The sequence below is a fragment of the Robiginitalea rubriflava genome (assembly GCF_052540725.1).
Genome location: NZ_CP199309.1, coordinates 2548610 through 2573963 on the forward strand (window position 1 = coordinate 2548610; position 25354 = coordinate 2573963).

Here is a 25354-nt window from a genome sequence, read left to right on the forward strand (position 1 = left end):
TTGTTCCTGACAAAAATACGGCCAAAAAAAAATCCCCGACCAGCAGGCGGGGATTTTTATGCCGGATTCGCTTAATCCGTATATACTTTCTGAATGGTCGATTCCTGCACATTCATATAATCCAGAACCGCCTGCATGTTTGAAACATCCAGTTTGGCGGCGCCTATGCCGTCGGCAGGCAGGATGGCGATACGGAAGGTCTGGTTATCCGTATCCCCCGGGGGAAGGGTAGCCAGGTCAAAATCTGCCTCCAGGAAAATGCTTACATCCAGGAAGGTATGGTCGTAATTATACTGCAGAATACCCTGGTCCAGCAGGCGCGTCTGCGGCAGTAGCCTCCAGATATCAATGGGTGCACCTCCCTGGGCATCCGGGATCTGGTCCCACAATATATACACCAGAACTACATCGGTCTCAAATACTTCAAGGCCCGGGGCATCCAGTGAAAATTCGGAGAAGAGGGAATATTCATTTCCAGGGGTAAAGTCTCCGGTAATGTCGTAAACCGTACCGAGGATGTTGACCCCGTCCAAGCCGTCAAGGCCGTCAAGGCCATCAAAGCCGGGAGGTCCTACAGGCCCTTCACAGGAAAGACTGAAAAAGGCAATAATCATTGCGGATAATAAACTGAATTTTTTCATAAGAATGGTTTTTAAGGGTATGAATACCACGAATGGACTATTTATTTTTATTGACAGGATCAAAAAGCGTTCCAAAAAATAATTGTAAGGCTTCCTCCGGTCGCTAATCGTTAAATTATTACAGTGATCGAAACCCTGGTTCCGGGAGGCCATCATGGCCTTCAATCCTCAAAAAATATGCTATATTTAGGGGCTGCAAGGTGTTGGAAAACCTTTGCCTTTCTGCGGCTGACCAAACCAGACAACATGAAAAAAAGAAAGCTGGGCTTTTGGGAAATCTGGAACATGAGCTTCGGGTTTCTGGGGATTCAATTTGGATTTGCGCTTCAGAATGCCAACACATCCCGGATTTTTGAAACCCTGGGAGCCGAGGTGGACAACATCCCTATCCTCTGGATTGCTGCTCCGGTTACCGGCCTAATTGTCCAGCCCATTATCGGATATTTCAGTGACAGGACCTGGACCCGCCTGGGGCGGCGCCGTCCGTATTTCCTTGTCGGTGCTGTTCTTGCATCTATCGCACTGTGCATCATGCCCAATTCCCCGGCACTTTGGGTCGCAGCCGGGATGTTATGGATAATGGATGCCTCCATCAATGTTTCCATGGAACCTTTCAGGGCTTTTGTGGGAGATAACCTTCCATCAGACCAGCGGACGCTGGGTTTTGCCATGCAGAGTTTTTTTATTGGGGTGGGAGCTGTAGTAGGCTCTGTAATGCCATATGTTTTTACCAATTGGTTGGGGATCAGCAATACAGCCCCGGAGGGCGTTATCCCGGATTCGGTGAAATGGTCTTTCTATGTTGGGGCTATTGTTTTTTTCAGTGCAGTGCTCTGGACAGTGATCCGGTCCAAGGAATACAGCCCGGAAGAATTGGAAGCCTTTGAAGAAAACAAGTCGCATGAGGCACCGGAAATTACCCCGGAAGAAAACGCCCACCGCATTGACAAGCTTCGCAGATTCGGACTGATTTTTATGTCACTGGGTTTCCTTACCACGCTATTACCCTATTATTACAAGCTGCAGAAAGAATTATACATCCTAACTATTGGCGTATTTGTAGTGGGTTGTCTGTTCCTGATCGCATCGGTTGCCCGCAGATTGAAGGGGCGTACCGGGTTCGTCATTATCATGACGGATCTTTTATATATGCCAGGCACCATGAAAAAACTGGCCTATGTGCAGTTTTTTTCATGGTTTGCTTTGTTTTCAATGTGGATTTATACCACCCAGGCAGTTACAGGTCATATTTACGGAACCAATGACACAGCCTCCCAACTTTACAATGATGGTGCAGACTGGGTTACGGTTCTTTTTGGGCTATATAATGGGGTTGCGGCCCTGGTGGCTTTTTTATTGCCGGTGCTGGCTAAAATGACCAGCCGGAAACTTACCCACCTGATTGCCCTCAGCCTGGGCGGGGCCGGACTGATATCCATTTACTTTATTTCCGACCCGGACTGGCTGTTGGTTTCGATGATTGGGGTGGGCATAGCATGGGCCAGCATCCTTTCGGTGCCCTATGCCATGCTTTCCGGGGCGCTGCCTCCCAAGAAAATGGGATACTATATGGGCGTTTTTAATTTCTTTATCGTGATTCCACAGATGGTGGCAGCTACCATTCTGGGTTTTCTGGTCAGTGCATTGTTTGGGGGAGAACCGATTTATGCCCTGATAGTTGGCGGTTGCTCCATGCTACTTGCAGGCCTGCTTACCCTGAGAGTTCACGATACGGCCGGCATTTCGGAAAGTGAAGTGGGTTGAGGCACCAGGAAAGTATAGTATTTTAAAGATTGGTTGCGGGCGGTGTCCGGCTATTGATTATTTTAGGAAACAGTAATAAATAATTACATTTAAGAAGTACAGCAAGAATTTGACATGTTAAGACAAGAAAGGGTTGTTATTGATGCCATCACTCCACAACTGGAGTGTGGCAGGTTTTTTATTAAACGGGTAATCGGTGAGAAAGTAGTGGTGGAAGCAGATGTGTTACCCGATGGGCACGATGTGATGCAGGCAGAGGTCATGTACAAGCACGAGGCCCAGAAACAGTGGCGGACACAGCGCATGCATCCACTGGAGAATGACCGGTACCGGGCCGATTTCCGGGTAGAGAAGCAGGGTTTTTACGCTTATAAGATTCGTGGCTGGGTAGACTATGCCCTGAACTGGCAGCACGGTATTGAGGCTAAAATCAAGGATGGGCAGCATGTGAAATCAGAATTGCTGGACGGCGTGCAATACCTGGAATATTTGTTGGGGGAGGCTGGCACTTCAGACCAGGCCTATGTAGAGGAATTGATTCAGTATTTTCAGGAACCGGATTTGTACGTTCCGGCCGTGGAAGGGGCCGTTTCGGATCGATTGCACCAGCTCTTCCTGGATTTTCCGCAGCGAAGGCTTGCCAATACTTCAAAAGAACTGCAGGTATATGTAGACCGCAAACAGGCGGCTTTCAGTACCTGGTATGAATTTTTTCCAAGATCGGCCTCGGAAGAACCCGGAAAACATGGAACATTTAAAGACTGCGAACGCCTGCTCCCCAGGATCGCAGAGATGGGTTTTGATACCCTTTATTTTCCACCTGTGCATCCGATTGGTGAGAAAAACAGGAAAGGAAAAAATAATACCACGGAGGCTAAGGAAGGAGATTCCGGAGTTCCCTGGGCAATCGGGTCGCGATTTGGAGGACACCGGGAATTACACCCTGAACTGGGAACAGAGGAGGACTTCAGGACCTTGATAAGCAAGGCGAACGATTCAGGTTTGGAAATTGCAATGGACCTGGCTTTCCAGGCAGCCCCGGACCACCCTTATATTAGCGAACATCCGGAGTGGTTTCGCAAAAGGCCGGACGGGACCATGCAGTATGCCGAAAATCCACCCAAAAAATACCAGGATATCGTCAACTTTTATTTTGAATCCGAGGCTTATGAAGCCCTGTGGCAGGAATTGCTTGAAGTAACCCTGAAATGGGTAGGATTCGGGGTACGGATATTCAGGGTAGACAACCCCCACACAAAACCGTATTATTTCTGGAACTGGCTAATCGGCGAGGTCAAAAAGAAACATCCAGATGTATTATTCCTCGCGGAGGCCTTTTCCCGCCCGCGTATCATGCAACAACTGGCCAAGCAGGGTTTCTCACAATCCTATACCTATTTTACCTGGCGGGTACACAAGCAGGAACTCATCGATTATATGATTGAGCTGACCCAGACAGATATGCGGGAGTATTACCGCCCCAATTTCTGGCCAAACACCCCCGATATCAATCCCTACCACCTGCAGGGAGCTAACGAATCCATGCATATTATACGTTATGGTCTGGCCGCCACCCTTTGCGGAAATCTGGGTATTTACGGTCCTGTATTCGAGTATATGGTTACCGAGCCCTATCCGGGCAAAGAAGAATACCTGAATTCGGAAAAATACGAGATCAAACACTGGGATTGGAATGTAAAGAATAAGTTGATTCACCTGATCACCAAACTCAACCAAATCCGAAAAGACCACCCGGCTTTGCAACAAACCAATAATATTCATTTCTGCAGAATCGAAAACGAGCAGTTGCTTGCTTTTTATAAATGGGATGAAGAACGAAAGGATGAACTGCTCATTGTAGTTAGTCTGGATGCCCACCACCTACAGCAGGGGTATGTCCAACTCCCCCTTGAGGTTATGGGGGTAAAGGAGGGCACTCCTCTTGAATTTCACGATTTACTGACACAAACCACTTACAAATGGGGATTAGAATGGAATTTTATCGAACTCCAGCCCAATTTACCCTTTCATATATTTCATATCAGGCGCTAAAAGATTATGTCAAAGACGGAATCAGATACCAAAAAGAAAAACCATTACAGTTTTGATGTTCCCTGGGAACAACTCCTGGACGATGGCAGTTTTATGAAAGTTTTCCTCTCTGAGGTCCTGGAGCAGTATGTTCAGAAACAGCGGTGGTACGGCGGAAAGTCCAGTACCCTTAAGTATATTGAACTTCAGGAGTATTTCCGGATTCAACAGCGGGAAGAGGTCTATTACGGCTTGTTGCTGGAAGTCAATTTTGAAGAAGCTTTTTACCAGCACTATTTTTTGCCGATCGCCTTTGTTTCCGATGAAAATTTTGCAGAAAAAGACCGTATCCTCCCGGTGAGCATTAAAGGACAGGAGGGCTATATTATCGATGCGGTAAACCTGGAAGCTTTCCGGAAATTGGTGTACGAACGTATCCTGAGCGCCGAACCCAATGACACTACCCGGGTGCGCTATCACAAAAGCGTTGAATTTAAGGCTACGGAATACGAAAGTTCCAAGTTTATGGGGCTGGAACAAAGCAATACTTCCATAATCATCAATGGGAAATCAGTCATCAAATTTTTTCGACGGATTTATGCAGACAAGAACCCGGATTATGAGATGAGCCGCTTTCTTTCGGAACGTAAAGGGTTTAAGAATACCCCGGCCTATCAGGGCAGCCTGAGTATTATGGATACGGATAATGCCAATATAACCATAGCCTTAATGCAGGAGCTGGTACCCAATCAGGGAGATGCCTGGGACTACCTGCTCAAGGAATTGCACAAGGTATTCAGCAACCTCGAATACAAGGGTATCCGAATTGAACGTTTGCCGGATATCCCCCTGTTTGAACGGCTGAAAATCCGGGACGTGCCCCCTGAAATTATAGACTGGGCAGGCCTTAAGGTTTTCCTGAGGTTACAGAAACTTGCCCAGCGGACCGCAGAAATGCACATTGCGCTGGGATCTGAGTTTGAAGATACTGCCTTTACGCCCACACATTTTAACGGGGACTATGAGGTATGGCTCAAGAACCGCTTGTTGTACCAGTTCCAGAACCGCCTGAATATGGTTGAAAACAAACTAAGTCGGCTGGAAGGGCTATCTTTGGAATTGGCCAAGGAGTTTCTGGAACGTAAAAACGAGATACGGAAGCGCTTTGTTAATTTTGACTGGACCAAGTTAAAGGGGGAACGTATCCGCGTTCATGGGGATTACCACCTCGGGCAGGTTTTGGTTCAGGGAGACGATTTTTACCTGCTGGACTTTGAGGGCGAGCCGGAGAGCACGATCCGGGACCGCAAGGTAAAGCAGCCCCCGCTAAAAGATATTGCCGGGATGTTCCGCTCCTTCCATTATGCCATTTATGCAACAATATTCAACAACCCGGATAAATACCCTTTTCCCCAGGAATCTTTGTTTAAGGCCGGTGAGATCCTGTACCGATATTTTATAGGGGTCTTCCTGGAAAACTATGTACAACTCATTCAAGAACACAACCTAAACATCGGCTACAGTGCCGAGCGTATATTTTTACTAAAGTACTGTATGCTGGAAAAGGCGGTTTATGAATTGGGGTACGAAATGAATTCACGTCCAAGCTGGGCGGTGATTCCCCTGGAGGGAATCCGAAGTATTATAAACGACTAAACAAATAAATATTATGGGTAAAGTAGTCCCGCATAGTTTATTTTCAGATTTTGATATTGAATTATTTAAGTCCGGAAAACATTTCAGGCTTTATGAGAAACTGGGTTCCCACCAAATTGAAGTAGATGGAGTTAAAGGCGTCTACTTTGCGGTTTGGGCACCTACGGCCAAGGCTGTTTCCGTTGTGGGAGACTTCAATTACTGGCTGGAAGGGGAGCATCCCTTAAATGTCCGCTGGGATGCCAGTGGGATATGGGAGGGGTTCATTCCCGGCCTGGAACAGGGTACCCTTTACAAGTATAAAATCCACTCGCACAATCACGATGTAAAGACCGAAAAGGCAGATCCCTTTGCCCGATTGTGTGAATCACCACCCAAAACGGCTTCTGTTGTCTGGAATCCAAAACATAAATGGAAAGATTCCAGCTGGATGGAAACGCGAGCGGAGCACAACGCCCTGGACAGGCCCTATTCTGTCTATGAGGTACATCTGGGCTCCTGGAAACGCACCAAGGATAATAAGTTCCTTTCCTACGCAGAACTGGCGGAAGACCTGGTTGCCTATGTAAAGGAAATGAATTTTACCCATGTTGAGTTTATGCCCATCATGGAGTACCCCTATGATCCTTCCTGGGGGTACCAGTTAACAGGTTATTTCGCCCCAACCTCCCGCTTCGGGAAGCCTGAAGATTTCATGCTCCTGGTAGATGCGCTGCACCAGAACGGAATAGGAGTCATCCTGGACTGGGTTCCTTCGCATTTTCCTGAAGATGCCCATGGCCTGGGTAATTTTGATGGCTCTCACCTGTACGAACACCCCGATAGGCGCCGCGGGTACCATCCTGACTGGAAAAGCCTCATTTTTAATTACGGGCGTAACGAAGTACGCGCTTTCCTGATCAGCAACGCGCTATTCTGGTTGGACCAGTACCATATAGACGGCCTGCGGGTGGATGCAGTGGCATCCATGCTCTACCTCGATTATTCAAGAGAAGAAGGCGAGTGGGAACCCAATATTTATGGCAATAATGAAAACCTGGAGGCCATTTCTTTTATCCGGGAGCTCAATACCGAAGTTTACGGGAATTACCCCGGGGTACAGACCATAGCCGAAGAATCCACTTCTTTTTCAATGGTTTCCAAGCCGGTCAGCATAGGCGGACTCGGGTTTGGCATGAAATGGATGATGGGGTGGATGCACGATACCCTGGAGTACTTTAAAAAAGAACCCGTTTACCGAAGACACCACCAGAACGACCTAACCTTTAGTATGACCTACGCCTTTACGGAAAACTTTATGCTTCCGTTTTCGCATGATGAGGTGGTTTACGGAAAGCAATCGTTGTTGTATCGGATGCCCGGAGATGAATGGCAGCGTTTTGCCAACCTCAGGCTGCTTTTTGGTTATATGTTTACGCACCCCGGAGCCAACCTGATCTTTATGGGGGGCGAATTCGGACAGTCATCCGAATGGAACTTCCAGCAAAGCCTGGACTGGCACTTGCTGCAATACGATTTCCATATTGGAGTGCAGCAGCTTATAAAAGACCTGAATAGCCTGTATAGGGAGTATCCGGCCCTTTATGAGAAACAATTCAGCCCGGAAGGCTTTCAGTGGATAGATTACGGGGATGCCGAAAATTCTGTTTTGACCTATATCCGCAAGGGGAACGCCAAAAAGGACGATCTTATCATAGCCTGCAACTTTACTCCCGTTCCTCGTGAAAATTACAGGATTGGGGTGCCTAAAACCCGTCAGTTAAAAGAAATCTTTAATAGTGATGCTAAAAAATACGGAGGCAGCGGGATGGAAAATACTACTGCTTCGGTCAGTAAAACCCCCTGGCACGGATATGAGAGATCCATCGAAGTGAATCTCCCGCCCCTTGGAGTAGTAGTTTTCAGATAAAATCACAACCGCAATCGTTGTAGTTTATATTTGGAGGCGGGTGGATTTCAATTTCTGCCCCGAATGTCTTTCTTTTGCGAGGTTAAAAAGTAACCAACTATGATTACGAATACTGAACTGGAGTATAAAGGCAATTTATATCCCAACCACATAATAGAAACCCATAAAGATTCCAATAAATTTTACTACACTTCTGAAAATGGCGTTATCCTTGAGGTAACGGTCATCCGCAATAGTGTTTTAAGATTCAGATATGCCACTGAGCATGTTTTCGAGCCGGACTTTTCTTATGCCATCGACCCTGACCACAGCCGTGGGTATAGCGATTTACGAGATGAAGAAACGGATACCGAATACCTGATTTACACCTCCAAATTAAAGGTGCTGATCGATAAGAAAAATTTCAGGGTACAGATTTCGGACCTGGAAGGGAATATTATCAATGAGGACGAACTCGGTTTTCACTGGGAGGAGAACTACACCTATGGTGGGAATACGGTAAAGATGAGCAAGATTACCCAGGCCTCTGAAAGTTTCTACGGGATGGGGGACAAGGCCATGCATACCAACCTCAAAGGAAAACGTGTCAACAATTGGGTAACTGATCAGTACGCCTATGGCAAAGACCAGGAGCCCCTCTACAAGGCGGTTCCTTTCTTTATAGGGCTGCACCAGAATATTTCGTATGGGATCTTTTTCGACAATACCTTCCGTACGCATTTTGACTTTTCCCATGAACGCCGGAATATCACCAGTTTCTGGGCAGACGGAGGGGAGATGAATTACTATTTTTTCTACGGTCCGGAAATGGAACGCGTGGTGCGGGCCTATACAGACCTGACCGGGACTCCGGAACTTCCGCCACTATGGGCATTGGGCTATCACCAGTCTAAATGGAGTTACTATCCTGAAAAACGAGTAAAGGAACTGGCCCGCAAATTTCGCAAGCTTAAAATCCCCTGTGATGCCATTTATCTGGATATCGATTACATGGATGGATTTCGCTGCTTTACCTGGGATAATAAGCGGTTTCCAGACCCAAAGAAAATGATTGGGGAGCTGGAAAAGGACGGCTTTAAAACCGTGGTCATGATTGACCCTGGGATCAAGGTAGACCGGGATTACTGGGTTTACAATGAAGCTTTGGAAAACGATTATTTCTGTAAAAGGGCAGACGGGCCCATCATGCAGGGCAAGGTATGGCCGGGCCCCTGTAGTTTTCCCGATTACACCAATCCGGAAGTCCGGGCCTGGTGGGCAGATCTGTATAAGGGCCTGATCAAGGATTCAGGAGTGCATGCAGTCTGGAACGATATGAATGAGCCGGCGGTAATGGAGGTGCCTTCCAAAACGGCCCCTCTGGATGTGAGACACGATTATGACGGGCACCCCTGCAGCCATCGAAAGGCACATAATATTTATGGGATGCAGATGGTACGTGCCACCTATGAAGGGGTCAAGAAATATGTTTTCCCTAAAAGGCCATTTGTGATTACCCGTGCGGCCTATTCCGGTACACAGCGGTATTCCTGCACCTGGACCGGGGATAATGTAGCTACCTGGGAACACTTGTGGATTGCCAATGTACAGGTACAGCGAATGTGCCTAAGCGGATATTCTTTTGTGGGTACCGATATTGGAGGCTTCGCGGAACAACCCAATGGGGAGTTATTTGCACGCTGGATACAGCTGGGCGTATTCCACCCATTTTGCAGGGTGCATTCCAGCGGAGACCACGGAGACCAGGAACCCTGGTCCTTTGATGAGGAAGTTACCGGTATCGTCCGTAAATTTATTGAGCTGAGGTATCAGTTATTGCCGTATTTGTACACCATGTTCTGGAAATACGCCAAAGAGGGGGTTCCCATGATCAAATCATTGGTATACTATGATCAGGAAGACCAACAGACCCATTTCAGAACGGATGAGTTTATGTTTGGAGAACAAATCCTGGTCTGTCCCATTCAGGAACCAAACGCCAAAGGTCGCAGAATGTATCTGCCCAGAGGGAAATGGCACAACTACTGGACCGGGGAAATCGTAGAAGGAGGCTCTGAGAAATGGGTGGTTGCCGATATTGACAAGATTCCGCTCTTTATAAAGGAGGGCGCCATCATCCCGAAATATCCCGTGCAGCAGTATGTGGGAGAATTGAAGATTGAGCAGCTTACCCTGAATGTATATTACAAAATGGGAACCGAGCAGTCTACCATTTATGAAGATGATCAGGACGGCTACGATTATAAAAAAGGGGGCTTTAGCCTCAGGAATTTTAAGTTCCAGGGAAAGGAGAAAGAGATCATTATCCAGCAGTTTAAGGATGGGGATTTTATCACCACTTACGAGAACTTCAAGGTAAATCTAATTGGTCTTCCATTCAGGATTGATAAGGTCCTGGTGGATAATGAAAAAGTAAACCTCAAAGATGTTCGCCTCAACGGGGATAACACCATCGAAATCAGCAAGAATTTCACCCAGCTTCAAATTATTGGGAAGTAAAATTTTTGTATTTTTAATTCTCTGAAAAAGAAGTTATTATGAAAAAAGTAGTTGGCCTGATTTTGTTTTTATTAGTCATATCGGCTTGTAAAACCAATCCATTTACAGGTAAAAGCACGCTCAATTTTTATCCAAATAACCAGATTTTCCCAACTGCCTTTGCGCAGTATAACCAGTTCCTTGAAGAAAATAAGGTGGTAAAGGGGACCTCAGAAGCTGAGATGATTACCAAGGTAGGCCAGCGCATTTCCACTGCAGCGGAAAGATGGTTAACAGCTAACGGCTACCCCGGCTACCTGAAGGATTATAAATGGGAATATAACCTGGTATCTGATGAGATGGTCAACGCCTGGTGCATGCCCGGGGGCAAAATCGTTTTCTATACCGGGATTTTACCCATTTGTCAGGGAGAAACTGGGGTCGCAGTTGTTATGGGGCACGAGGTTGCGCATGCCCTGGCAGATCACGGGGCCCAGCGGATGAGTGCCGGTACCCTGCAACAGGCCGGGGCAGTTATCGGGAATGTAGCCATCAAGGATGAGCAAACCCTGAATATTTTCAACAATGCCTATGGGATAGGGACTACGGTAGGGGGGATGCTCCCTTTCAGTCGCAGCCATGAAACAGAAGCAGACCGTATTGGCCTGCAGATTATGGCAATTGCCGGGTATAATCCGGACGAGGCCGCAGAGTTGTGGAAGCGTATGAAAGCGAACAGTGGAAATCAGGCGCCTCCGGAATTTTTAAGCACGCATCCCTCCAATGATACCCGTATCAATAATCTTACGCAGTGGGCGCCGGCGGCCAAACAGGAAGCCCGCAAGTTTGGCGTTACCACCTTTCAATAAGGCAGCAGCGCCAATTTTATTATTGTATCTTGAAACCATTCTTAGCCGAATGGTTTTTTATGTCTAAAATTATTGCACTAAAGGGGAGTAAAAAGCTTTTAAATGCCTGGGCCTTTTATGACTGGGCTAATTCTGTATATAGCCTGGTAATCGCCTCCGCAATTTTCCCAATCTACTACGGGGCCCTTTTCAGGATTGCCGGGATAGAGAAAGTAATGGTTTTTGGAGGGGAAATTGCGCGTGCCCCGCTGATCAGTTATGTCACTTCCATTGCCTTTGTTTTTATCGCCCTGCTTACTCCGCTGATCTCCGGAATAGCGGATTACCTCGGTAACAAAAAGGTATTTATGCAGTTCTTTTGCTATTTGGGAGGTATTTCCTGTATCGGGCTTTACTGGTTTTCACTGGAAAACATCTACTTCGGACTGGTAGCCTATTTTTTTGGCCTGGTGGGCTTCTGGGTTAGTTTCGCCATCAACAATTCCTACCTGCCCGATATTGCCTTTCCCGAACAGCAAGACCGCATCAGTGCCAAAGGCTTTTCCCTTGGTTATATCGGCAGCGTCCTCCTTTTATTATTGAACCTCGCAATGGTCTTGAAGCCCGGTCTTTTTGGAATCAGCAGCCGGGGTGGGGAAGCAGCCGAAATCCTGGCGATGAAATACTCCTTTGTATCTGTGGGGATTTGGTGGATCCTCTTTAGTCAGTATACCTTTTACCACCTGCCCAGGGGCTATAAAAAAGCAGGGAAAAAGGAGCATATCATCCTCAATGGCTTTCGGGAACTAAGAAGCGTCTGGCAGCAACTCGGATCCATTTTGAGGCTCAAGCGCTATCTGGCGGCCTTTTTTGTTTACAGCATGGCCGTGCAAACCGTAATGTTGATTGCAGCCTATTTTGGTGAAGAGGAAATAGCCTGGGGAACTGACTCGGAACGCACCACAGGCTTGATCGTCAGTATACTGGTTATCCAACTGGTAGCCATAGCCGGGGCAACCTTTACAGCCCGTGTTTCGGGTAGAATGGGAAATATCAAAACCCTTCTGATCATCAATCTTCTCTGGGTTTTTATATGTATCTATGCGTATTTCGTTAAAAGCCCCCTGGATTTTTATATAGCTGCCGGCTTTGTTGGGCTGGTCATGGGGGGTATACAGGCCCTTTCCAGGTCTACCTATTCAAAATTCCTGCCCCAAACCAAAGACACTACCTCCTTTTTCAGCTTTTACGATGTTGCCGAGAAAATAGGGATAGTAATCGGCACTTTCTTATACGGCTTTGTAGCCCAGTATACCGGAAGTATGCGCAATGCTACCATTTTCCTTGGGATCTTCTTTTTACTGGGGATTTTCCTGCTTTCCAGAGTTCCACGGCTGAATGAAAAGACCCCCGATGCTGCTGAATAAAAAACCCGGAGGCCTGATTGAAGGGCCTCCGGGCGACTGCTCTGTTTTTTGATTTAATATTTACCCTTTGCTAACATCACCGGAACCGGATGTTTTGGTGTCAACTTTTTCAGGATTCCCTTTATAATAAACATCCCCTGAACCGGAAACCCTTGCCCGAAGTGATTTTCTGGCGGTTACCTGGGCATCTGCAGAACCGGAAACCACAACCTCCACATCATCGGCTTCCAGGTCATATGCCTCAATATCTCCTGAACCGGAAATACGAACCGAAAAGCTGCTGCTTGCGCCACTAAGAAGCATATCCCCTGAACCTGAAAGCGATGCTTCAACATTTCGGGCATCCAGATCGAGCTGAATATCCCCTGAGCCTGACATGCTCACTTCAAAGTCTTCTGCCCTGAGGGTCTTTTTTCCAACGATGTCTCCGGAACCGGACATGGACACTGCGTTAATCTCTTCAACCGGAACGGTAATAAGAATACCACCGGATTTCCATGAAGAAGATTTCAGATAATACCCCTTTTTAACCTTTATAACCAGTCTGCCGTCCTTAACTTCTGTAATAAGGTATTCCAGTAAGTTTTCATCTCCCTTAAGGATGAGGTTACCTTCCTTTCCGTCTACCAGCTCCACATCAAAACTTCCTGAAAGGCTCACTTGCTGGTATTCCCCTACGGAACGCTCCTCCGTTACAACATTCCCGTTGCCCTTTACTTGTTTTCCATTTCCCCATTGGGCGCTCAGGCTAAAGGTAGCACAGAGGCTGAGAACCAGTATAATACTATTTTTCATTTTGGTGATTTTAAAGATTTATTTGTGTTTGATTAATTCTTTTTAAAGGTAACCCCTCCATATTCACTGTTGATGGAAACTCTTTTTCCACTGCCCTTACTGCCGTAATAGCCCTCGTAGTATCTGTCGTTAGATTTCTCCCGGCTGATACTGATTTCAAAATCATCTTTCCCGCTAAGCCCGGCATACTGGGTGCTGATTTCAAAATCAAAATGGTAGGCAGGGTCGTACCCGATTTTGATACCTGTGTAATCGGATCGGATACTCAGGTTTCCGGCATCTGCGGCCATATTTTCGATTAGGATGGAGCCATAGTCAGACATCAGGTCTATATTGCCGTGTACGGTCCCCAGTTTTATGCCGATATAATCGCCCTTGCCCTGTACATTTTCCACCGTGCCTACTTCGAGGGATCCGTAATCGCTTGAGTATTGTAAATTACCCATTTCCCCTATAACGGAATTCGTGTAATCTGCCTTGATGGACAGATCCCCCGCTTTTTCCAGGGTAAAGCCTGAATAATCTGCCATGATCTGCCCACTTCGCATATAACCGATCCGGGATTTGGAGGTGTAATCGAAGCGTAATTCATTGTTGCGTCCCTGCAGTTCGCCCAGGTCAAGCCTGCCGTAATCGCAATTGATCTTGGCGTGTCCGTCTACCCTGTCCAGGGTAATATTTCCGTAATCATTGCTGAGGTGTACGCTGTTCTTAACAGGCATCTTAACCGTGTAGTTGATTTGCATGTTAACATTGTTTTTCTTGCCCCACCAACCCCAGTCATTCTCTTTCTCAAAAATGGTGCGTGCAGAGACCATAGAGGCACTGGCTTCAAATTCAACGGTAATTTCATCCAGTTTTTTCTGCACCTTTTCCTCGTTGTTTCCGTTGGTAGTTATGTGAACTTCAATAACCACCCGATTTTCATTCCAGGAATTCAATACCAGGTTGCCATAGCTGTTGCGAATTTTCAGCAGTGCATCTTCATTGACATTGAACTCCTTTTTAATGGTTTTTTCCCTAGTGTGCTTTCCCTTGAAATCATGGCCGTAGACCAGACTGACCCCCATCGATAAGAAAAGGGCAAGGCAAAGATTTTTAAATTGTATTCGTCGCATTGGATTCATTTTTAAATTGATTTATTTGTTCGATTGTGGTCATAACGTCCTTCAGGAGGTCTATTCGCGTTTGAAAATTCGTAATCATGGCTCCCAGTATAAACTTACTGTTCCCACCATTTAGCAAGTCCTGTTCCAGCCTGGCGTAATCCTTTTCCAACTGAGCTAATTGTTTCATGGCATCATCAATAAGGGGCCTGGTTTCAGGCGACCCTAATTTTTCCAACTCGCTGACCTGCTGTGCGACCAGGTTGTTGAAATAATAGGAAGTCTGTGAGGCCTCTGGTGAAATTGCCGCCAGTTGCTGTTGCTCCGAGTTTTCGGGCCCCAGCCAGAAAACAGATGCTGTTAGCAGCAGGGCAATGGAAGCAGCTATGGATAAAGGCTTCCACCAGGAAGAAGCATAGCGCCCCTTTGCTGATCCGGCCTGTTCATTGAGTTTTTCTTCAAAACGCATCCGGTGACCTCCCCGTGGTTCCTCCAGGTCAAAACTTCCCTTTAATTCTTCAAAGAGGTCTGTTATATTGTCAAAATCTTTCATACGCTTTGTGAGCTTAATTTTTTCCGAAGGCTTTCTTTTGCCCTTGAAATGGTGGTGCGGCAATTGCCATAACTCATGTCCATTATCTCTCCAATTTCTTCGTAGTCGTAGCCTTCTATTAGGTGTAAGGTCAAAGAAATTCTGTAACTGTCTTTTAGCTGTTTCATGGTTTCCATCACTTTTTGAGCCATTTGTTTTGTACTCCCGGAATCAGCATCAGTTTCATCCTTGTCTTCGACCTTGTACAATACACCTTCAAGAGGTACTTCATTTTGTTTTTGTTGCTTTCTGTACTGATAAATACTGTTGTTAACTACAATTCGCTTCAACCAGGCTCCGAAAGTTACCTCCCCTTTAAAGGTGTTTAATTTGGTAAAGGCACTCAGAAAGGATTCCTGCATAATATCTTCCGCCGTGGCAGAATCCTTTACAATCCTCAGGGCCGTATTGTACATGGCTTTGTAATAGCGATCATACATTTCCATTTGTGCACGGGACTCACCCCTTAAACACGCCTGTAACAGCACATCAGTATGTTCAGTAAGCTGGCTCAAAAAGTTGTTCGTTTGTCTTATAGATGAATCAATTTACGGATTGTTACAGTTTCGGGAACACAAAGTTTCGCTATTGGCACAGGAATTGCCCTGAATAGGGAAAGATAGGCTCCCTTTGGCACATTAATTCTTTGTTAATCAATAAAGTACAGCTTAAAGGAGTTTTAATGAAAAGGATAAATAAACGGTCATTCTGACAGAATGGCTGGAAAAAATACATATGGCAACATCGAAATTTAGTTCATTTGACAATTTGTCGCTACAGTCCCTCAATGAGGATTCTGAATTGATTCCACTGCTTTCTCCGGAAGATGAGGAGGAAATGAATAGTGAAGAATTACCTGAAACCCTCCCAATACTTCCCCTCAGGAATACAGTATTATTCCCTGGTGTGGTAGTGCCTATTACAGCGGGCAGGGATGCCTCCATCCACCTTATCAAAGACGCAAACAACGGGTCCAAGGTAATTGGAGTGGTATCTCAGAAAGACGAATCCGTTGAGAATCCGGGGATTAAAGACATCAATACCCTGGGTACAGTGGCTCGCATCCTGCGGGTTTTACAAATGCCCGACGGTAATACAACGGTTATTATTCAGGGGAAAAAGCGATTTGAAATAGCTGAAATACTTACTGAAAAGCCCTATCTCACGGCAACGGTGAGGGAAACGCGCGAGCAACGGCCCGATGAAACTGATGTAGAGTTCACTACCATTATCGATTCTATTAAAGAGCTGGCGCTCAAAATAATAAAGGACAATCCGAACATCCCCAGTGAAGCCGCTTTCGCTATCAAAAATATTCAGAGTAATTCTTTCCTGATCAATTTTGTCTCCTCCAACATGAACCTGACCGTGAAGGAGAAACAGGAGTTGCTGGAAATTCCAAATTTACAGGAAAGAGCCCTGGCTACCCTTAAACACCTGAATACAGAACTGCAAAAGCTGGAACTGAGGAACGAACTGCATTCAAAGGTCCGGTCTGACCTGGACCAGCAACAACGCGAATATTTCCTGCACCAGCAAATGAAAACCATACAGGAGGAACTGGGGGGCATTTCTTATGACGAGGAATTGGACGAAATGCAGGAAAGGGCCAGGGAGAAAAAATGGAGCGAGAAGGTTGGCGAGCATTTTGAAAAGGAACTGGCCAAACTGCAACGGATGAACCCGCAGGTAGCCGAATATTCCATTCAGCGCAACTATCTGGATCTGTTCCTGGATTTACCCTGGAATGAGTATTCTGCCGATAAATTTGACCTGAAAAGGGCGGAGAAAATCCTGGACCGGGACCATTACGGGCTGGAGGACGTAAAACGGAGGATCATTGAATACCTGGCCGTGTTAAAGCTGCGAAACGATATGAAGTCCCCCATTTTGTGCCTTTATGGCCCGCCCGGAGTTGGAAAAACCTCCCTGGGGAAATCTGTGGCGGAGGCACTCGGAAGGGAATATGTCCGTATGTCTTTGGGAGGTCTTAGGGATGAGGCCGAGATCAGGGGGCACAGGAAGACTTATATAGGGGCCATGCCCGGGCGAATTATTCAAAGCATTAAAAAGGCCGGCACGTCCAACCCCGTTTTTATCCTGGACGAAATCGACAAACTTTCCAGCAGCTATCAGGGAGATCCCTCTTCAGCCATGCTGGAGGTTTTGGATCCGGAACAGAATAATGAGTTTTACGATAACTTCCTGGAAATGGGCTATGACCTTTCCAAAGTGATGTTTATTGCAACGGCCAATAATCTGTCCAATATCCAGCCTGCCCTGCGCGACCGGATGGAAATTATCAACGTAACCGGCTATACCATTGAGGAGAAGGTGGAAATAGCGAAACGCCACCTGCTGCCCAAGCAATTGAAGGAGCATGGGCTAACGCCTAAAGACCTGAAAATCGGGAAAAGGGAGCTGGAAAAAATAGTAGAAGGCTATACCCGGGAATCCGGGGTACGCGGCCTCGAAAAACAAATCGCAAAAATGGTGCGGTATGCGGCAAAGAATATTGCCATGGAACAGGAATATCCTGTTAAAGTAAGCCGGGACGATATTGAAAAAGTCCTGGGGCCGGCCCGTCTGGAGCGTGATAAGTATGAAAACAACGAGGTTGCCGGAGTAGTTACCGGCCTGGCCTGGACCAGTGTAGGAGGGGATATCCTCTTTATAGAATCCATCCTTTCCAAAGGGAAGGGAACCATGAATATTACGGGGAACCTTGGGAAAGTGATGAAAGAGTCTGCCACCATTGCCCTGGAGTATATTAAATCAAATGCAGAAGAACTGGGGATTGACCCGATGGTTTTTGAGAAGTACAATGTACACATACACGTGCCGGAAGGAGCTACCCCTAAAGATGGCCCCAGTGCCGGAATAACGATGCTTACCTCCCTGGTGAGCCTCTTTACGCAGCGGAAAGTGAAAAAGAGTATCGCCATGACAGGGGAGATTACCCTAAGGGGTAAAGTCCTGCCGGTTGGCGGGATCAAAGAAAAGATCCTCGCTGCCAAACGCGCCCGGATTAAAGAGATAATCCTTTGTGAGGAAAACCGAAGGGATATTCTGGAGATCAAGGAAGAATACCTCAAAGGGCTTACCTTCCATTATGTTAGCGAGATGCGGGAAGTAATAGAAATGGCGATCACCAGTCAAAAAGTTAAAAACCCCAAACAGTTATAGACACGGAATTAGACCACTGTTAAATCACATTAACGGATTCCGCTTGATTTTTGTCTATTTTTGAGCATGCAGAAGATTACCATAGCCATTGACGGATTTTCCTCTACAGGTAAAAGTACCCTGGCCAGGCAACTGGCTGCAGCCCTTGGGTATGTCTACATCGATTCAGGTGCCATGTACCGGGCTATAACCCTGTATGCTCTGGAACACGACCTTTTGGATCCCGAAAAACTACTTGGCAAACTCACTTCAATTGAGTTGCATTTTGACCTGAATCCAGAAAATAACAAGTCTGAAATCCACCTGAATGGTAAGAATGTTGAAAAACAAATCCGAAGCCTTGAGGTGTCGCGGAAGGTTAGCGAAATTTCGGCAATAGCGGAGGTCAGGCATAAGCTGGTGGAATTGCAGCGAAGCATGGGAAAGGAAAAGGGGGTGGTAATGGATGGCCGTGATATTGGAACGGTAGTATTCCCGGATGCGGACCTGAAGATATTTATGACTGCCAGCCCGGAAATCAGGGCCAACCGACGCTATAAGGAATTACTGGAAAGAGGGGATTCGGTATCTTATGAAGCCGTCCTGCAAAATGTAAGACACCGGGATAGGTTGGATTCTACCCGCGAGATATCACCGCTGAAAAAGGCAGATGATGCCATTGAGGTGGACAATAGCGATATGAGTCTTAAAGAACAATTTGAACGGATACACGCCCATGCACTTCGCGTGATTGTCCAAAAAGAAAAGGCGCCCTTCTGAGCGCCTTTTTGTTTTTACAGGTTTGGGATAACCAGGACCTGGTCCGGGTGAATCAGATCCGGATTTTTTAGGATATTGGTATTGGCCTGAAAAATCTGCTTGTATTTCATAGGATCTCCGTAATAGTGTTTGGCTATTTTACTGAGGGATTCCCCTGATTTTACAGTATGCCTGTGGTATACTGATGCATCTTCCACGGAGATGTTAGCCATGATATCTGCCGGTTTTTCCCCGCCAATGGCCTTAATCTTATCCCATAGAATGTCCTTTTCGTATTGGGTGGAAGCGGTCCCTTTGATTTTCAGGACTCCATTTTCCTCGCTTACTTTCCCTTCTTTAATGCCCAGTTTTTCGCCCAATTCCAGGACAGCCTGGTATTTGTCTTTTGCACTCATTCTCGTTAATTTATTTATTGATTTAATTCCAGTAGAAAAGATACGAAATAGTGCGGTTTTCTGATGGTTTCAATACAATTATTACACATATGCAAAGGCAGTAATCCAAATAGTTTGTAAAACCGCGGATAAGTTGTATTTTTGCAAACCTTTTTTACGATGACCTAAGAGAAAAAAGGGTAGAAAAACAATGTATAAATAACTTTCAGAGGAGGCGTTTAAATCTTAGGGGAATCTGAAATACAAAACAAAATCAGCACATGGCTGAAGAAAAAAAAGTGGCTGAAGCAGTAGAAACTGCAGAAACCGTAAAACAGGCCGAAGCGCCAGCACAAAAGCAGGATCCTCAGGAATTCCTCTCAAATTTTGATTGGGAGAAGTACGAAGAAGGTATTGAGAAGGTAGACGATTCCAAACTGAAGGAATTTGAGGAACTGGTAGCGGAGAACTTTGTCGACACCGCTGACGAAGAAGTTGTGGAGGGTACAGTTACTCACCTCACTGACCGCGAAGCGATTATTGATATCAATGCAAAATCCGAAGGGGTAATTTCCCTGAATGAATTCCGCTACAACCCTGACCTGAAGATTGGGGATAAGGTTGAAGTCCTGATCGATATTCGGGAAGATAAAAGCGGACAACTGGTCCTTTCGCATCGTAAAGCCCGCACCATAAAGGCATGGGAGCGTGTTAACGAGGCCCATGACAAGGAAGAAGTAGTTACCGGTTTTGTAAAATGCCGTACCAAAGGAGGTATGATTGTGGATGTCTTCGGAATTGAAGCCTTCCTGCCCGGATCTCAGATTGACGTGAAGCCTATCAGGGATTACGACCAATACGTTGGGAAAACCATGGAATTCAAGGTGGTTAAGATCAACCAGGAATTCAAGAACGTGGTAGTTTCCCACAAAGCGCTTATTGAAGCGGATATAGAGGAGCAGAAGAAAGAAATCATCAGCCAGCTGGAAAAAGGACAGGTACTCGAAGGTGTTGTGAAAAACATCACTTCCTATGGAGTATTTATTGACCTGGGTGGCGTTGACGGACTGATCCATATCACCGACCTTTCCTGGAGCCGTATCAACCATCCGAATGAAGTGGTGGAACTGGACCAAAAACTCAATGTGGTTATACTCGACTTTGACGATAACAAATCCAGGATTCAATTGGGTCTGAAACAATTGGAGAAGCATCCATGGGATGCCCTTGGTGATGAAATCAAAGTTGGAGACAAGGTAAAAGGAAAAGTAGTTGTTATTGCAGACTACGGAGCTTTCCTGGAAGTTGCTGAAGGTGTGGAAGGATTGATCCACGTATCGGAAATGTCCTGGTCTACCCACCTGCGATCCGCCCAGGATTTCGTAAAAGTGGGTGATGAACTGGAAGCCGTTGTCCTTACCCTGGATCGCGAAGACCGTAAAATGTCATTGGGAATCAAACAACTGACGCCTGACCCATGGACTGATATTACCACCAAATACCCGGTAGGTTCCCGTCACAAGGGAATTGTAAGGAACTTTACCAATTTTGGAGTGTTTGTAGAACTGGAAGAAGGAATAGACGGGCTGATCTACATATCAGACCTTTCCTGGACCAAGAAAATCAAGCATCCTTCTGAGTTTGTAAACGTAGGGGATACCCTGGAGGTTGAAGTACTGGAACTGGATGTGGATGGCCGTAAACTGAGCCTTGGCCACAAACAGACTACCGAAAACCCATGGGATAAATACGAAAAGGAATTTGGCCTGGACACTGTCCATAAAGCAGCCATTACCGAAATAGTGGACAAGGGAGCCATCATTGAATTCAATGATGACATCACCGCCTTTGTACCACAGCGGCATATGGAGAAGGAAGACGGTAAAAAACTCACCCGCGGGGAGGAAGCCGAATTCAAAATCATCGAGTTCAACAAGGAATATAAGCGTGTGGTAGCCAGCCATACAGCCATTTTTAAAGCAGAAGAGCAAAGGAATGTTCGCGCTGCCAAGAAAAAGGCTGCTGCGGCTGATGAATCCAAACCAACCCTTGGAGATGCCAATGAACAACTTCAGGCATTGAAGGATAAGATGGAAGCTGGGAGCAAAAAGAAATAATTTTGTTCTCCGCTTATAGCGATATAAAACCCCGGTTCATCCGGGGTTTTTTATTTAGAGCCCTCCACATGATCAAAAAGCACATTCAATTAGGCAGAATTGCCTATTTTTGCTTACCGAATGTCATATGGCCGAGCATCTATGAGTCAAAAAGTGCTGCTTTCCTCCAAAGAGATCCAGATAATCCTGCACAGATTGGCTTGCCAGCTTTTAGAAAATCATCTCGATTTTAAAGATACCGTTCTTATAGGCATACAACCCCGTGGTACCTACCTGGCAAACAGACTCACTGATTTATTGAGGACCAGCTACAAGGTACAGGGTATTCCATACGGTTTACTGGATATTACTTTCTACAGGGATGACTTCAGGCGAGGGGATAAAACTTTGGAAGCCAGCAAAACCCGCATTGATTTTCTGGTAGAAGGGAAACGGGTTGTCCTTATTGACGATGTATTGTATACGGGGCGCAGCATCCGGGCGGCGCTAACGGCAATTCAATCGTTTGGAAGGCCAAAAGAAATTGAATTGCTGACCCTGATTGACAGGCGTTTTAGCCGCCATTTGCCGATACAACCCAATTACAGGGGCAGGCAGGTGGATGCCATCAATAAGGAAAAGGTTAAAGTTTGTTGGAAGGAAAATGACGGAGAGGATGCAGTATATCTTATAAGTAGTTAGAAATGAGTGAATTAAGTGTGCGACATTTATTAGGGATCAAGTACCTGAAGCAGTCAGACCTGGACCTCATTTTTAAAACGGCAGACCATTTCAAGGAAGTTTTAAGCCGGTCCATTAAGAAAGTCCCTTCGCTGCGTGACATTACCATCGCCAATATTTTTTTTGAAAACAGCACCCGGACCAAACTCTCATTTGAACTGGCCGAAAAACGACTGTCTGCAGATGTGGTAAACTTTTCGGCTGCACAGTCTTCTGTCCGCAAAGGCGAAACCCTGATCGATACGGTCAACAATATCCTTTCGATGAAGGTAGATATGGTGGTGATGCGCCATCCGAATCCGGGCGCAGGAATCTTTTTATCCCGCCATGTGAAAGCCTCTATTATCAATGCCGGTGACGGGGCACACGAACACCCCACCCAGGCTTTACTGGATTCGTATTCGATTCGTGAAAAATTAGGAGGAGTAGCTGGCAAAAAAGTTGTTATAGTGGGTGATATTCTGCATTCAAGGGTCGCCCTTTCCAATATCTTTGCCCTGAAGCTTCAGGGGGCTGAAGTACGGGTTTGCGGACCCAAAACACTGATGCCGAAGCATGTGGAATCTCTCGGGGTACAGGTAGAACCGGATTTAAAGAAGGCTCTGAACTGGTGCGATGTGGCCAATATGCTGCGGATACAGAAAGAACGCATGGATATGAGTTATTTTCCCACAACCCGGGAATACATTCGGCAGTACGGGGTCAATAAAGCACTTCTCGACAGTCTGGACAAGGAGATTGTAATTATGCATCCCGGGCCTATAAACAGGGGGGTGGAGATTACTTCCGATGTGGCAGACTCAGATCAATCCATTATCCTGAACCAGGTGGAAAATGGTGTAGCCATCCGAATGGCCGTGATTTATTTACTCGCTTCCAAGATAAAACAGTAACAGATGGTTTTTAATAACGAAGGCAACACCACAATTGTACTACAGGAAAAAGTTTCCCTGAAGGTTTTTATTGAAAACCTCTTATCGGCCTATCCCAAACTGAAGAATGATCACCTGATAATCAACCTGTTTTCATTTAATTCCCTGAAGACCGGAGATATCCTGGAATTTCTGGATCTTTCCAATACCCACAGGGCTTCGGGTAAATCTTTTGTACTGGTAACAGATGCCATCTCATATGACGAGGTGCCCGATGAAATCTGTGTGGTTCCCTCCATTCAGGAAGCACGCGATATGATTGAGATGGAGGAGATAGAAAGGGACCTGGATCTATGAATGAGGCTTGTAAATACGAAGGGTGAAATTACAGATTCTCGGATGCCATGCTGCAACTCCAAAAGTTCAGGCTGCCCCCACCGCACAGGTGCTCGAAGCGGGAAATCAACTGATGTTGCTGGACTGCGGGGAAGGTACCCAAATGCAGCTGCGTCGGTATAAAGTCAAATTTTCACGAATAAATCGGATATTTATCTCCCACCTGCATGGGGACCATTTTTTTGGATTACCCGGTTTGGTTGCTACTTTCAGGTTGATGGGCCGCGAAACCCCTTTGCATATATACGGGCCAAAAGGGCTGAAGGAAGCCATCACACTCTTTTTAAAACTGGGCGATTCCTGGACGCAGTATCCCTTGCATTTCCATGAACTGACCTCTGAGGAACCCGAGTGTATTTATGAGGATTCAGGTATTTCCATCAGCACCCTTCCGCTGAAACACAGGATTTATACAAATGGCTTCCTGATTACAGAAAAATCCGGAATGCGCGGTCTAAAAGCAGAACAGGCTGAAAAGTACGGGATAGATAAAGCGTATTTCAGGAAGATTAAACAGGGGGCAGATGCGATCAGTGAGACCGGTAAAGTTATTCCCAATGAGGAATTGACCACCCCTCCTAAACTCCCGAAAACCTATGCTTACTGTACCGATACGGCTTATGACCCTGAATTGGCACCACGTATTAAAGGGGTAGACAGGCTCTACCACGAAGCCACCTTCCTGCAAACCGAAGAACATCTGGCCATGAAAACCGGGCATTCCACTGCTGCGGAGGCTGCTCGCCTTGCGGCTGCTGCCGGGGTTGAATCCCTGATTCTGGGGCACTATTCGTCCCGCTATAAAGACCTTTCGAGGTTCAGGGAAGAGGCCCTTGCATTTTTTCCGCGTGTGGAACTGGCCGAAGACGGCAAAATTTTTTCCTGGTAGTTAACCTGGGCTTTCTTTTGTTTTAAGGGCTTATTTTTTTGAGCCTTCCGTGAGTTTTTAGCAACTTTGTTTATCTTGTAAATAGAGATAAATCCATGCAAAAAGACCTCGGAAACTACAGAAAATCCTATACTAAAAAGCAACTCCTTGAAAAGGATGCTCCTGAATCCCCTATGGAACTGTTTAAAAGGTGGTTCCATGAGTTGGAAAGCAGTGGAAGTACAGATGAACCCAATACCGTAACCGTATCTACAAATGGCCTGGATGGTTTCCCAAAAAGCAGGGTAGTGCTGCTAAAGCGGTTTACCTATGAAGGATTTGTCTTTTATACCAATTACCAGAGCGAAAAAGGCCGTGCAATTGCGGCAGATCCAAAAATTTGTCTTTCCTTTTTCTGGCCCTATCTGGAACGGCAGGTAATTGTAAAAGGTGAAGCAGAAAAACTTGCGGAAAACCTTTCAGATGGTTATTTTGAATCCCGGCCTGAGGGAAGCAAGCTGGGTGCGATCGTATCCCCGCAAAGTGAAGTAATTCCTTCACGGGATTACCTGGAAACACGTCTGAAAGCCCTGGAAGACCAATACGAAGGAAAGGAAATAGAACGGCCGGCTTATTGGGGAGGCTATTTGGTTCGCCCGTCTTCCGTTGAATTCTGGCAGGGGCGGCCCAATCGGCTGCACGACAGGCTGCGGTATACCCTGGGTCAGGATTTAGACTGGATTCTGGAACGCCTGGCACCCTGATGGAATGCATTTTGGACAACCATAAACAAAACAACCAATAGCATTAGTGAA

At 46.2% G+C, this 25354-nt stretch carries 21 protein-coding genes; 15 read left to right on the plus strand and 6 right to left on the minus strand.

Translation table 11 applies throughout. The features are described from left to right. Positions 1-71: 71 nt before the first annotated feature. Positions 72-641 (minus strand): collagen-like protein, encoded by a 570-nt coding sequence (locus tag ACT6NU_RS11600; protein WP_445381836.1) that lies wholly within the window; start codon positions 639-641, stop codon positions 72-74. Between the two features lie 246 nt (positions 642-887). Here ACT6NU_RS11600 and ACT6NU_RS11605 point away from each other — a divergent pair, with 246 nt between their 5' ends. The 7 genes from ACT6NU_RS11605 (at position 888) to ACT6NU_RS11635 (ending at position 12754) form a co-directional block, all read left to right on the plus strand. Then, positions 888-2405: an MFS transporter gene (locus tag ACT6NU_RS11605; protein WP_445381837.1), complete on the plus strand. Its 1518-nt coding sequence runs from the start codon at positions 888-890 to the stop codon at positions 2403-2405. A 114-nt stretch (positions 2406-2519) separates the two neighbouring features. Beyond that, positions 2520-4457, plus strand: coding sequence for an alpha-1,4-glucan--maltose-1-phosphate maltosyltransferase (locus ACT6NU_RS11610; RefSeq protein ID WP_445381838.1), 1938 nt, complete (start codon positions 2520-2522; stop codon positions 4455-4457). 6 nt (positions 4458-4463) lie between these two features. Continuing rightward, entirely contained in the window at positions 4464-6092 is a 1629-nt protein-coding gene (locus ACT6NU_RS11615) for a maltokinase N-terminal cap-like domain-containing protein (RefSeq protein WP_445381839.1), read from the plus strand. 13 nt (positions 6093-6105) lie between these two features. Further along, positions 6106-8001, plus strand: coding sequence for a 1,4-alpha-glucan branching protein GlgB (glgB, locus tag ACT6NU_RS11620; protein WP_445381840.1), 1896 nt, complete (start codon positions 6106-6108; stop codon positions 7999-8001). 99 nt (positions 8002-8100) lie between these two features. Further along, positions 8101-10500 carry a glycoside hydrolase family 31 protein gene (locus ACT6NU_RS11625; RefSeq protein WP_445381841.1) on the plus strand — a complete coding sequence of 800 codons (2400 nt, stop codon included), beginning with the start codon at positions 8101-8103 and terminating at the stop codon, positions 10498-10500. 38 nt (positions 10501-10538) lie between these two features. Beyond that, positions 10539-11348, plus strand: coding sequence for a M48 family metallopeptidase (locus ACT6NU_RS11630; protein ID WP_445381842.1), 810 nt, complete (start codon positions 10539-10541; stop codon positions 11346-11348). A gap of 59 nt (positions 11349-11407) precedes the next feature. Next, positions 11408-12754 carry an MFS transporter gene (locus ACT6NU_RS11635; protein ID WP_445383859.1) on the plus strand — a complete coding sequence of 449 codons (1347 nt, stop codon included), beginning with the start codon at positions 11408-11410 and terminating at the stop codon, positions 12752-12754. A 60-nt stretch (positions 12755-12814) separates the two neighbouring features. On the opposite strand, the gene ACT6NU_RS11640 is transcribed toward ACT6NU_RS11635, so the two are convergent. The 4 genes from ACT6NU_RS11640 to ACT6NU_RS11655 are packed head-to-tail and all read right to left on the minus strand — an operon-like array spanning position 12815 to position 15762. Further along, positions 12815-13549, minus strand: coding sequence for a head GIN domain-containing protein (locus tag ACT6NU_RS11640; RefSeq protein ID WP_445381843.1), 735 nt, complete (start codon positions 13547-13549; stop codon positions 12815-12817). 32 nt (positions 13550-13581) lie between these two features. Continuing rightward, positions 13582-14667: a hypothetical protein gene (locus ACT6NU_RS11645; protein ID WP_445381844.1), complete on the minus strand. Its 1086-nt coding sequence runs from the start codon at positions 14665-14667 to the stop codon at positions 13582-13584. Continuing rightward, complete coding sequence (locus ACT6NU_RS11650; RefSeq protein WP_445381845.1) at positions 14648-15208, minus strand: hypothetical protein; 561 nt, start codon at positions 15206-15208, stop codon at positions 14648-14650. The genes ACT6NU_RS11645 and ACT6NU_RS11650 overlap by 20 nt, the downstream gene beginning before the upstream one ends. Further along, positions 15205-15762, minus strand: a complete 558-nt coding sequence (locus ACT6NU_RS11655) for an RNA polymerase sigma factor (protein ID WP_445381846.1) — start codon at positions 15760-15762, stop codon at positions 15205-15207. Before ACT6NU_RS11655 ends, ACT6NU_RS11650 begins: the two co-directional genes overlap by 4 nt. 220 nt (positions 15763-15982) lie before the next feature. Here ACT6NU_RS11655 and lon point away from each other — a divergent pair, with 220 nt between their 5' ends. Both lon and cmk read left to right on the plus strand, forming a co-directional pair. Beyond that, positions 15983-18433, plus strand: a complete 2451-nt coding sequence (gene lon, locus ACT6NU_RS11660) for an endopeptidase La (RefSeq protein WP_445381847.1) — start codon at positions 15983-15985, stop codon at positions 18431-18433. Between the two features lie 66 nt (positions 18434-18499). Then, positions 18500-19192, plus strand: coding sequence for a (d)CMP kinase (gene cmk, locus ACT6NU_RS11665; protein ID WP_445381848.1), 693 nt, complete (start codon positions 18500-18502; stop codon positions 19190-19192). Between the two features lie 14 nt (positions 19193-19206). Here the strand turns inward: cmk and ACT6NU_RS11670 are convergent, their stop codons facing one another. After that, on the minus strand, positions 19207-19587 hold the full coding sequence (locus tag ACT6NU_RS11670; protein WP_445381849.1) for a LysM peptidoglycan-binding domain-containing protein: 381 nt from the start codon (positions 19585-19587) through the stop codon (positions 19207-19209). A 260-nt stretch (positions 19588-19847) separates the two neighbouring features. On the opposite strand from ACT6NU_RS11670, the gene rpsA reads away from it, so the two are divergent. From rpsA to pdxH, 6 genes are all read left to right on the plus strand, one after another. Then, on the plus strand, positions 19848-21683 hold the full coding sequence (rpsA, locus tag ACT6NU_RS11675; RefSeq protein ID WP_445381850.1) for a 30S ribosomal protein S1: 1836 nt from the start codon (positions 19848-19850) through the stop codon (positions 21681-21683). A gap of 141 nt (positions 21684-21824) precedes the next feature. Next, positions 21825-22364 (plus strand): bifunctional pyr operon transcriptional regulator/uracil phosphoribosyltransferase PyrR, encoded by a 540-nt coding sequence (gene pyrR, locus ACT6NU_RS11680; RefSeq protein ID WP_445381851.1) that lies wholly within the window; start codon positions 21825-21827, stop codon positions 22362-22364. 2 nt (positions 22365-22366) lie between these two features. Next, the gene (locus tag ACT6NU_RS11685; protein WP_445381852.1) at positions 22367-23296 is read left to right on the plus strand and encodes an aspartate carbamoyltransferase catalytic subunit; all 930 of its coding nucleotides are present in this window, start codon (positions 22367-22369) and stop codon (positions 23294-23296) included. A gap of 3 nt (positions 23297-23299) precedes the next feature. Further along, on the plus strand, positions 23300-23632 hold the full coding sequence (locus tag ACT6NU_RS11690; protein ID WP_445381853.1) for a ribonuclease Z: 333 nt from the start codon (positions 23300-23302) through the stop codon (positions 23630-23632). A gap of 22 nt (positions 23633-23654) precedes the next feature. Continuing rightward, a complete protein-coding gene (locus ACT6NU_RS11695) occupies positions 23655-24560 on the plus strand; it encodes a ribonuclease Z (RefSeq protein WP_445381854.1) in 906 nt (301 codons plus the stop codon). 95 nt (positions 24561-24655) lie between these two features. Beyond that, positions 24656-25303 carry a pyridoxamine 5'-phosphate oxidase gene (gene pdxH, locus ACT6NU_RS11700; RefSeq protein WP_445381855.1) on the plus strand — a complete coding sequence of 216 codons (648 nt, stop codon included), beginning with the start codon at positions 24656-24658 and terminating at the stop codon, positions 25301-25303. Positions 25304-25354: the final 51 nt, after the last annotated feature.

Bases quoted from the DNA above. Each gene is read 5' to 3' on its own strand.
- ACT6NU_RS11650 (WP_445381845.1), bottom strand. From the start codon at position 15,208: ATGAAAGATTTTGACAATATAACAGACCTCTTTGAAGAATTAAAGGGA.
- ACT6NU_RS11605 (WP_445381837.1), top strand. From the start codon at position 888: ATGAAAAAAAGAAAGCTGGGCTTTTGGGAAATCTGGAACATGAGCTTC.
- ACT6NU_RS11600 (WP_445381836.1), bottom strand. From the start codon at position 641: ATGAAAAAATTCAGTTTATTATCCGCAATGATTATTGCCTTTTTCAGT.
- lon (WP_445381847.1), top strand. From the start codon at position 15,983: ATGGCAACATCGAAATTTAGTTCATTTGACAATTTGTCGCTACAGTCC.
- ACT6NU_RS11645 (WP_445381844.1), bottom strand. From the start codon at position 14,667: ATGCGACGAATACAATTTAAAAATCTTTGCCTTGCCCTTTTCTTATCG.
- ACT6NU_RS11635 (WP_445383859.1), top strand. From the start codon at position 11,408: ATGTCTAAAATTATTGCACTAAAGGGGAGTAAAAAGCTTTTAAATGCC.
- pdxH (WP_445381855.1), top strand. From the start codon at position 24,656: ATGCAAAAAGACCTCGGAAACTACAGAAAATCCTATACTAAAAAGCAA.
- ACT6NU_RS11685 (WP_445381852.1), top strand. From the start codon at position 22,367: ATGAGTGAATTAAGTGTGCGACATTTATTAGGGATCAAGTACCTGAAG.
- ACT6NU_RS11640 (WP_445381843.1), bottom strand. From the start codon at position 13,549: ATGAAAAATAGTATTATACTGGTTCTCAGCCTCTGTGCTACCTTTAGC.
- ACT6NU_RS11630 (WP_445381842.1), top strand. From the start codon at position 10,539: ATGAAAAAAGTAGTTGGCCTGATTTTGTTTTTATTAGTCATATCGGCT.
- ACT6NU_RS11625 (WP_445381841.1), top strand. From the start codon at position 8,101: ATGATTACGAATACTGAACTGGAGTATAAAGGCAATTTATATCCCAAC.
- cmk (WP_445381848.1), top strand. From the start codon at position 18,500: ATGCAGAAGATTACCATAGCCATTGACGGATTTTCCTCTACAGGTAAA.
- rpsA (WP_445381850.1), top strand. From the start codon at position 19,848: ATGGCTGAAGAAAAAAAAGTGGCTGAAGCAGTAGAAACTGCAGAAACC.
- pyrR (WP_445381851.1), top strand. From the start codon at position 21,825: ATGAGTCAAAAAGTGCTGCTTTCCTCCAAAGAGATCCAGATAATCCTG.
- ACT6NU_RS11690 (WP_445381853.1), top strand. From the start codon at position 23,300: ATGGTTTTTAATAACGAAGGCAACACCACAATTGTACTACAGGAAAAA.
- ACT6NU_RS11615 (WP_445381839.1), top strand. From the start codon at position 4,464: ATGTCAAAGACGGAATCAGATACCAAAAAGAAAAACCATTACAGTTTT.
- ACT6NU_RS11610 (WP_445381838.1), top strand. From the start codon at position 2,520: ATGTTAAGACAAGAAAGGGTTGTTATTGATGCCATCACTCCACAACTG.
- ACT6NU_RS11670 (WP_445381849.1), bottom strand. From the start codon at position 19,587: ATGAGTGCAAAAGACAAATACCAGGCTGTCCTGGAATTGGGCGAAAAA.
- glgB (WP_445381840.1), top strand. From the start codon at position 6,106: ATGGGTAAAGTAGTCCCGCATAGTTTATTTTCAGATTTTGATATTGAA.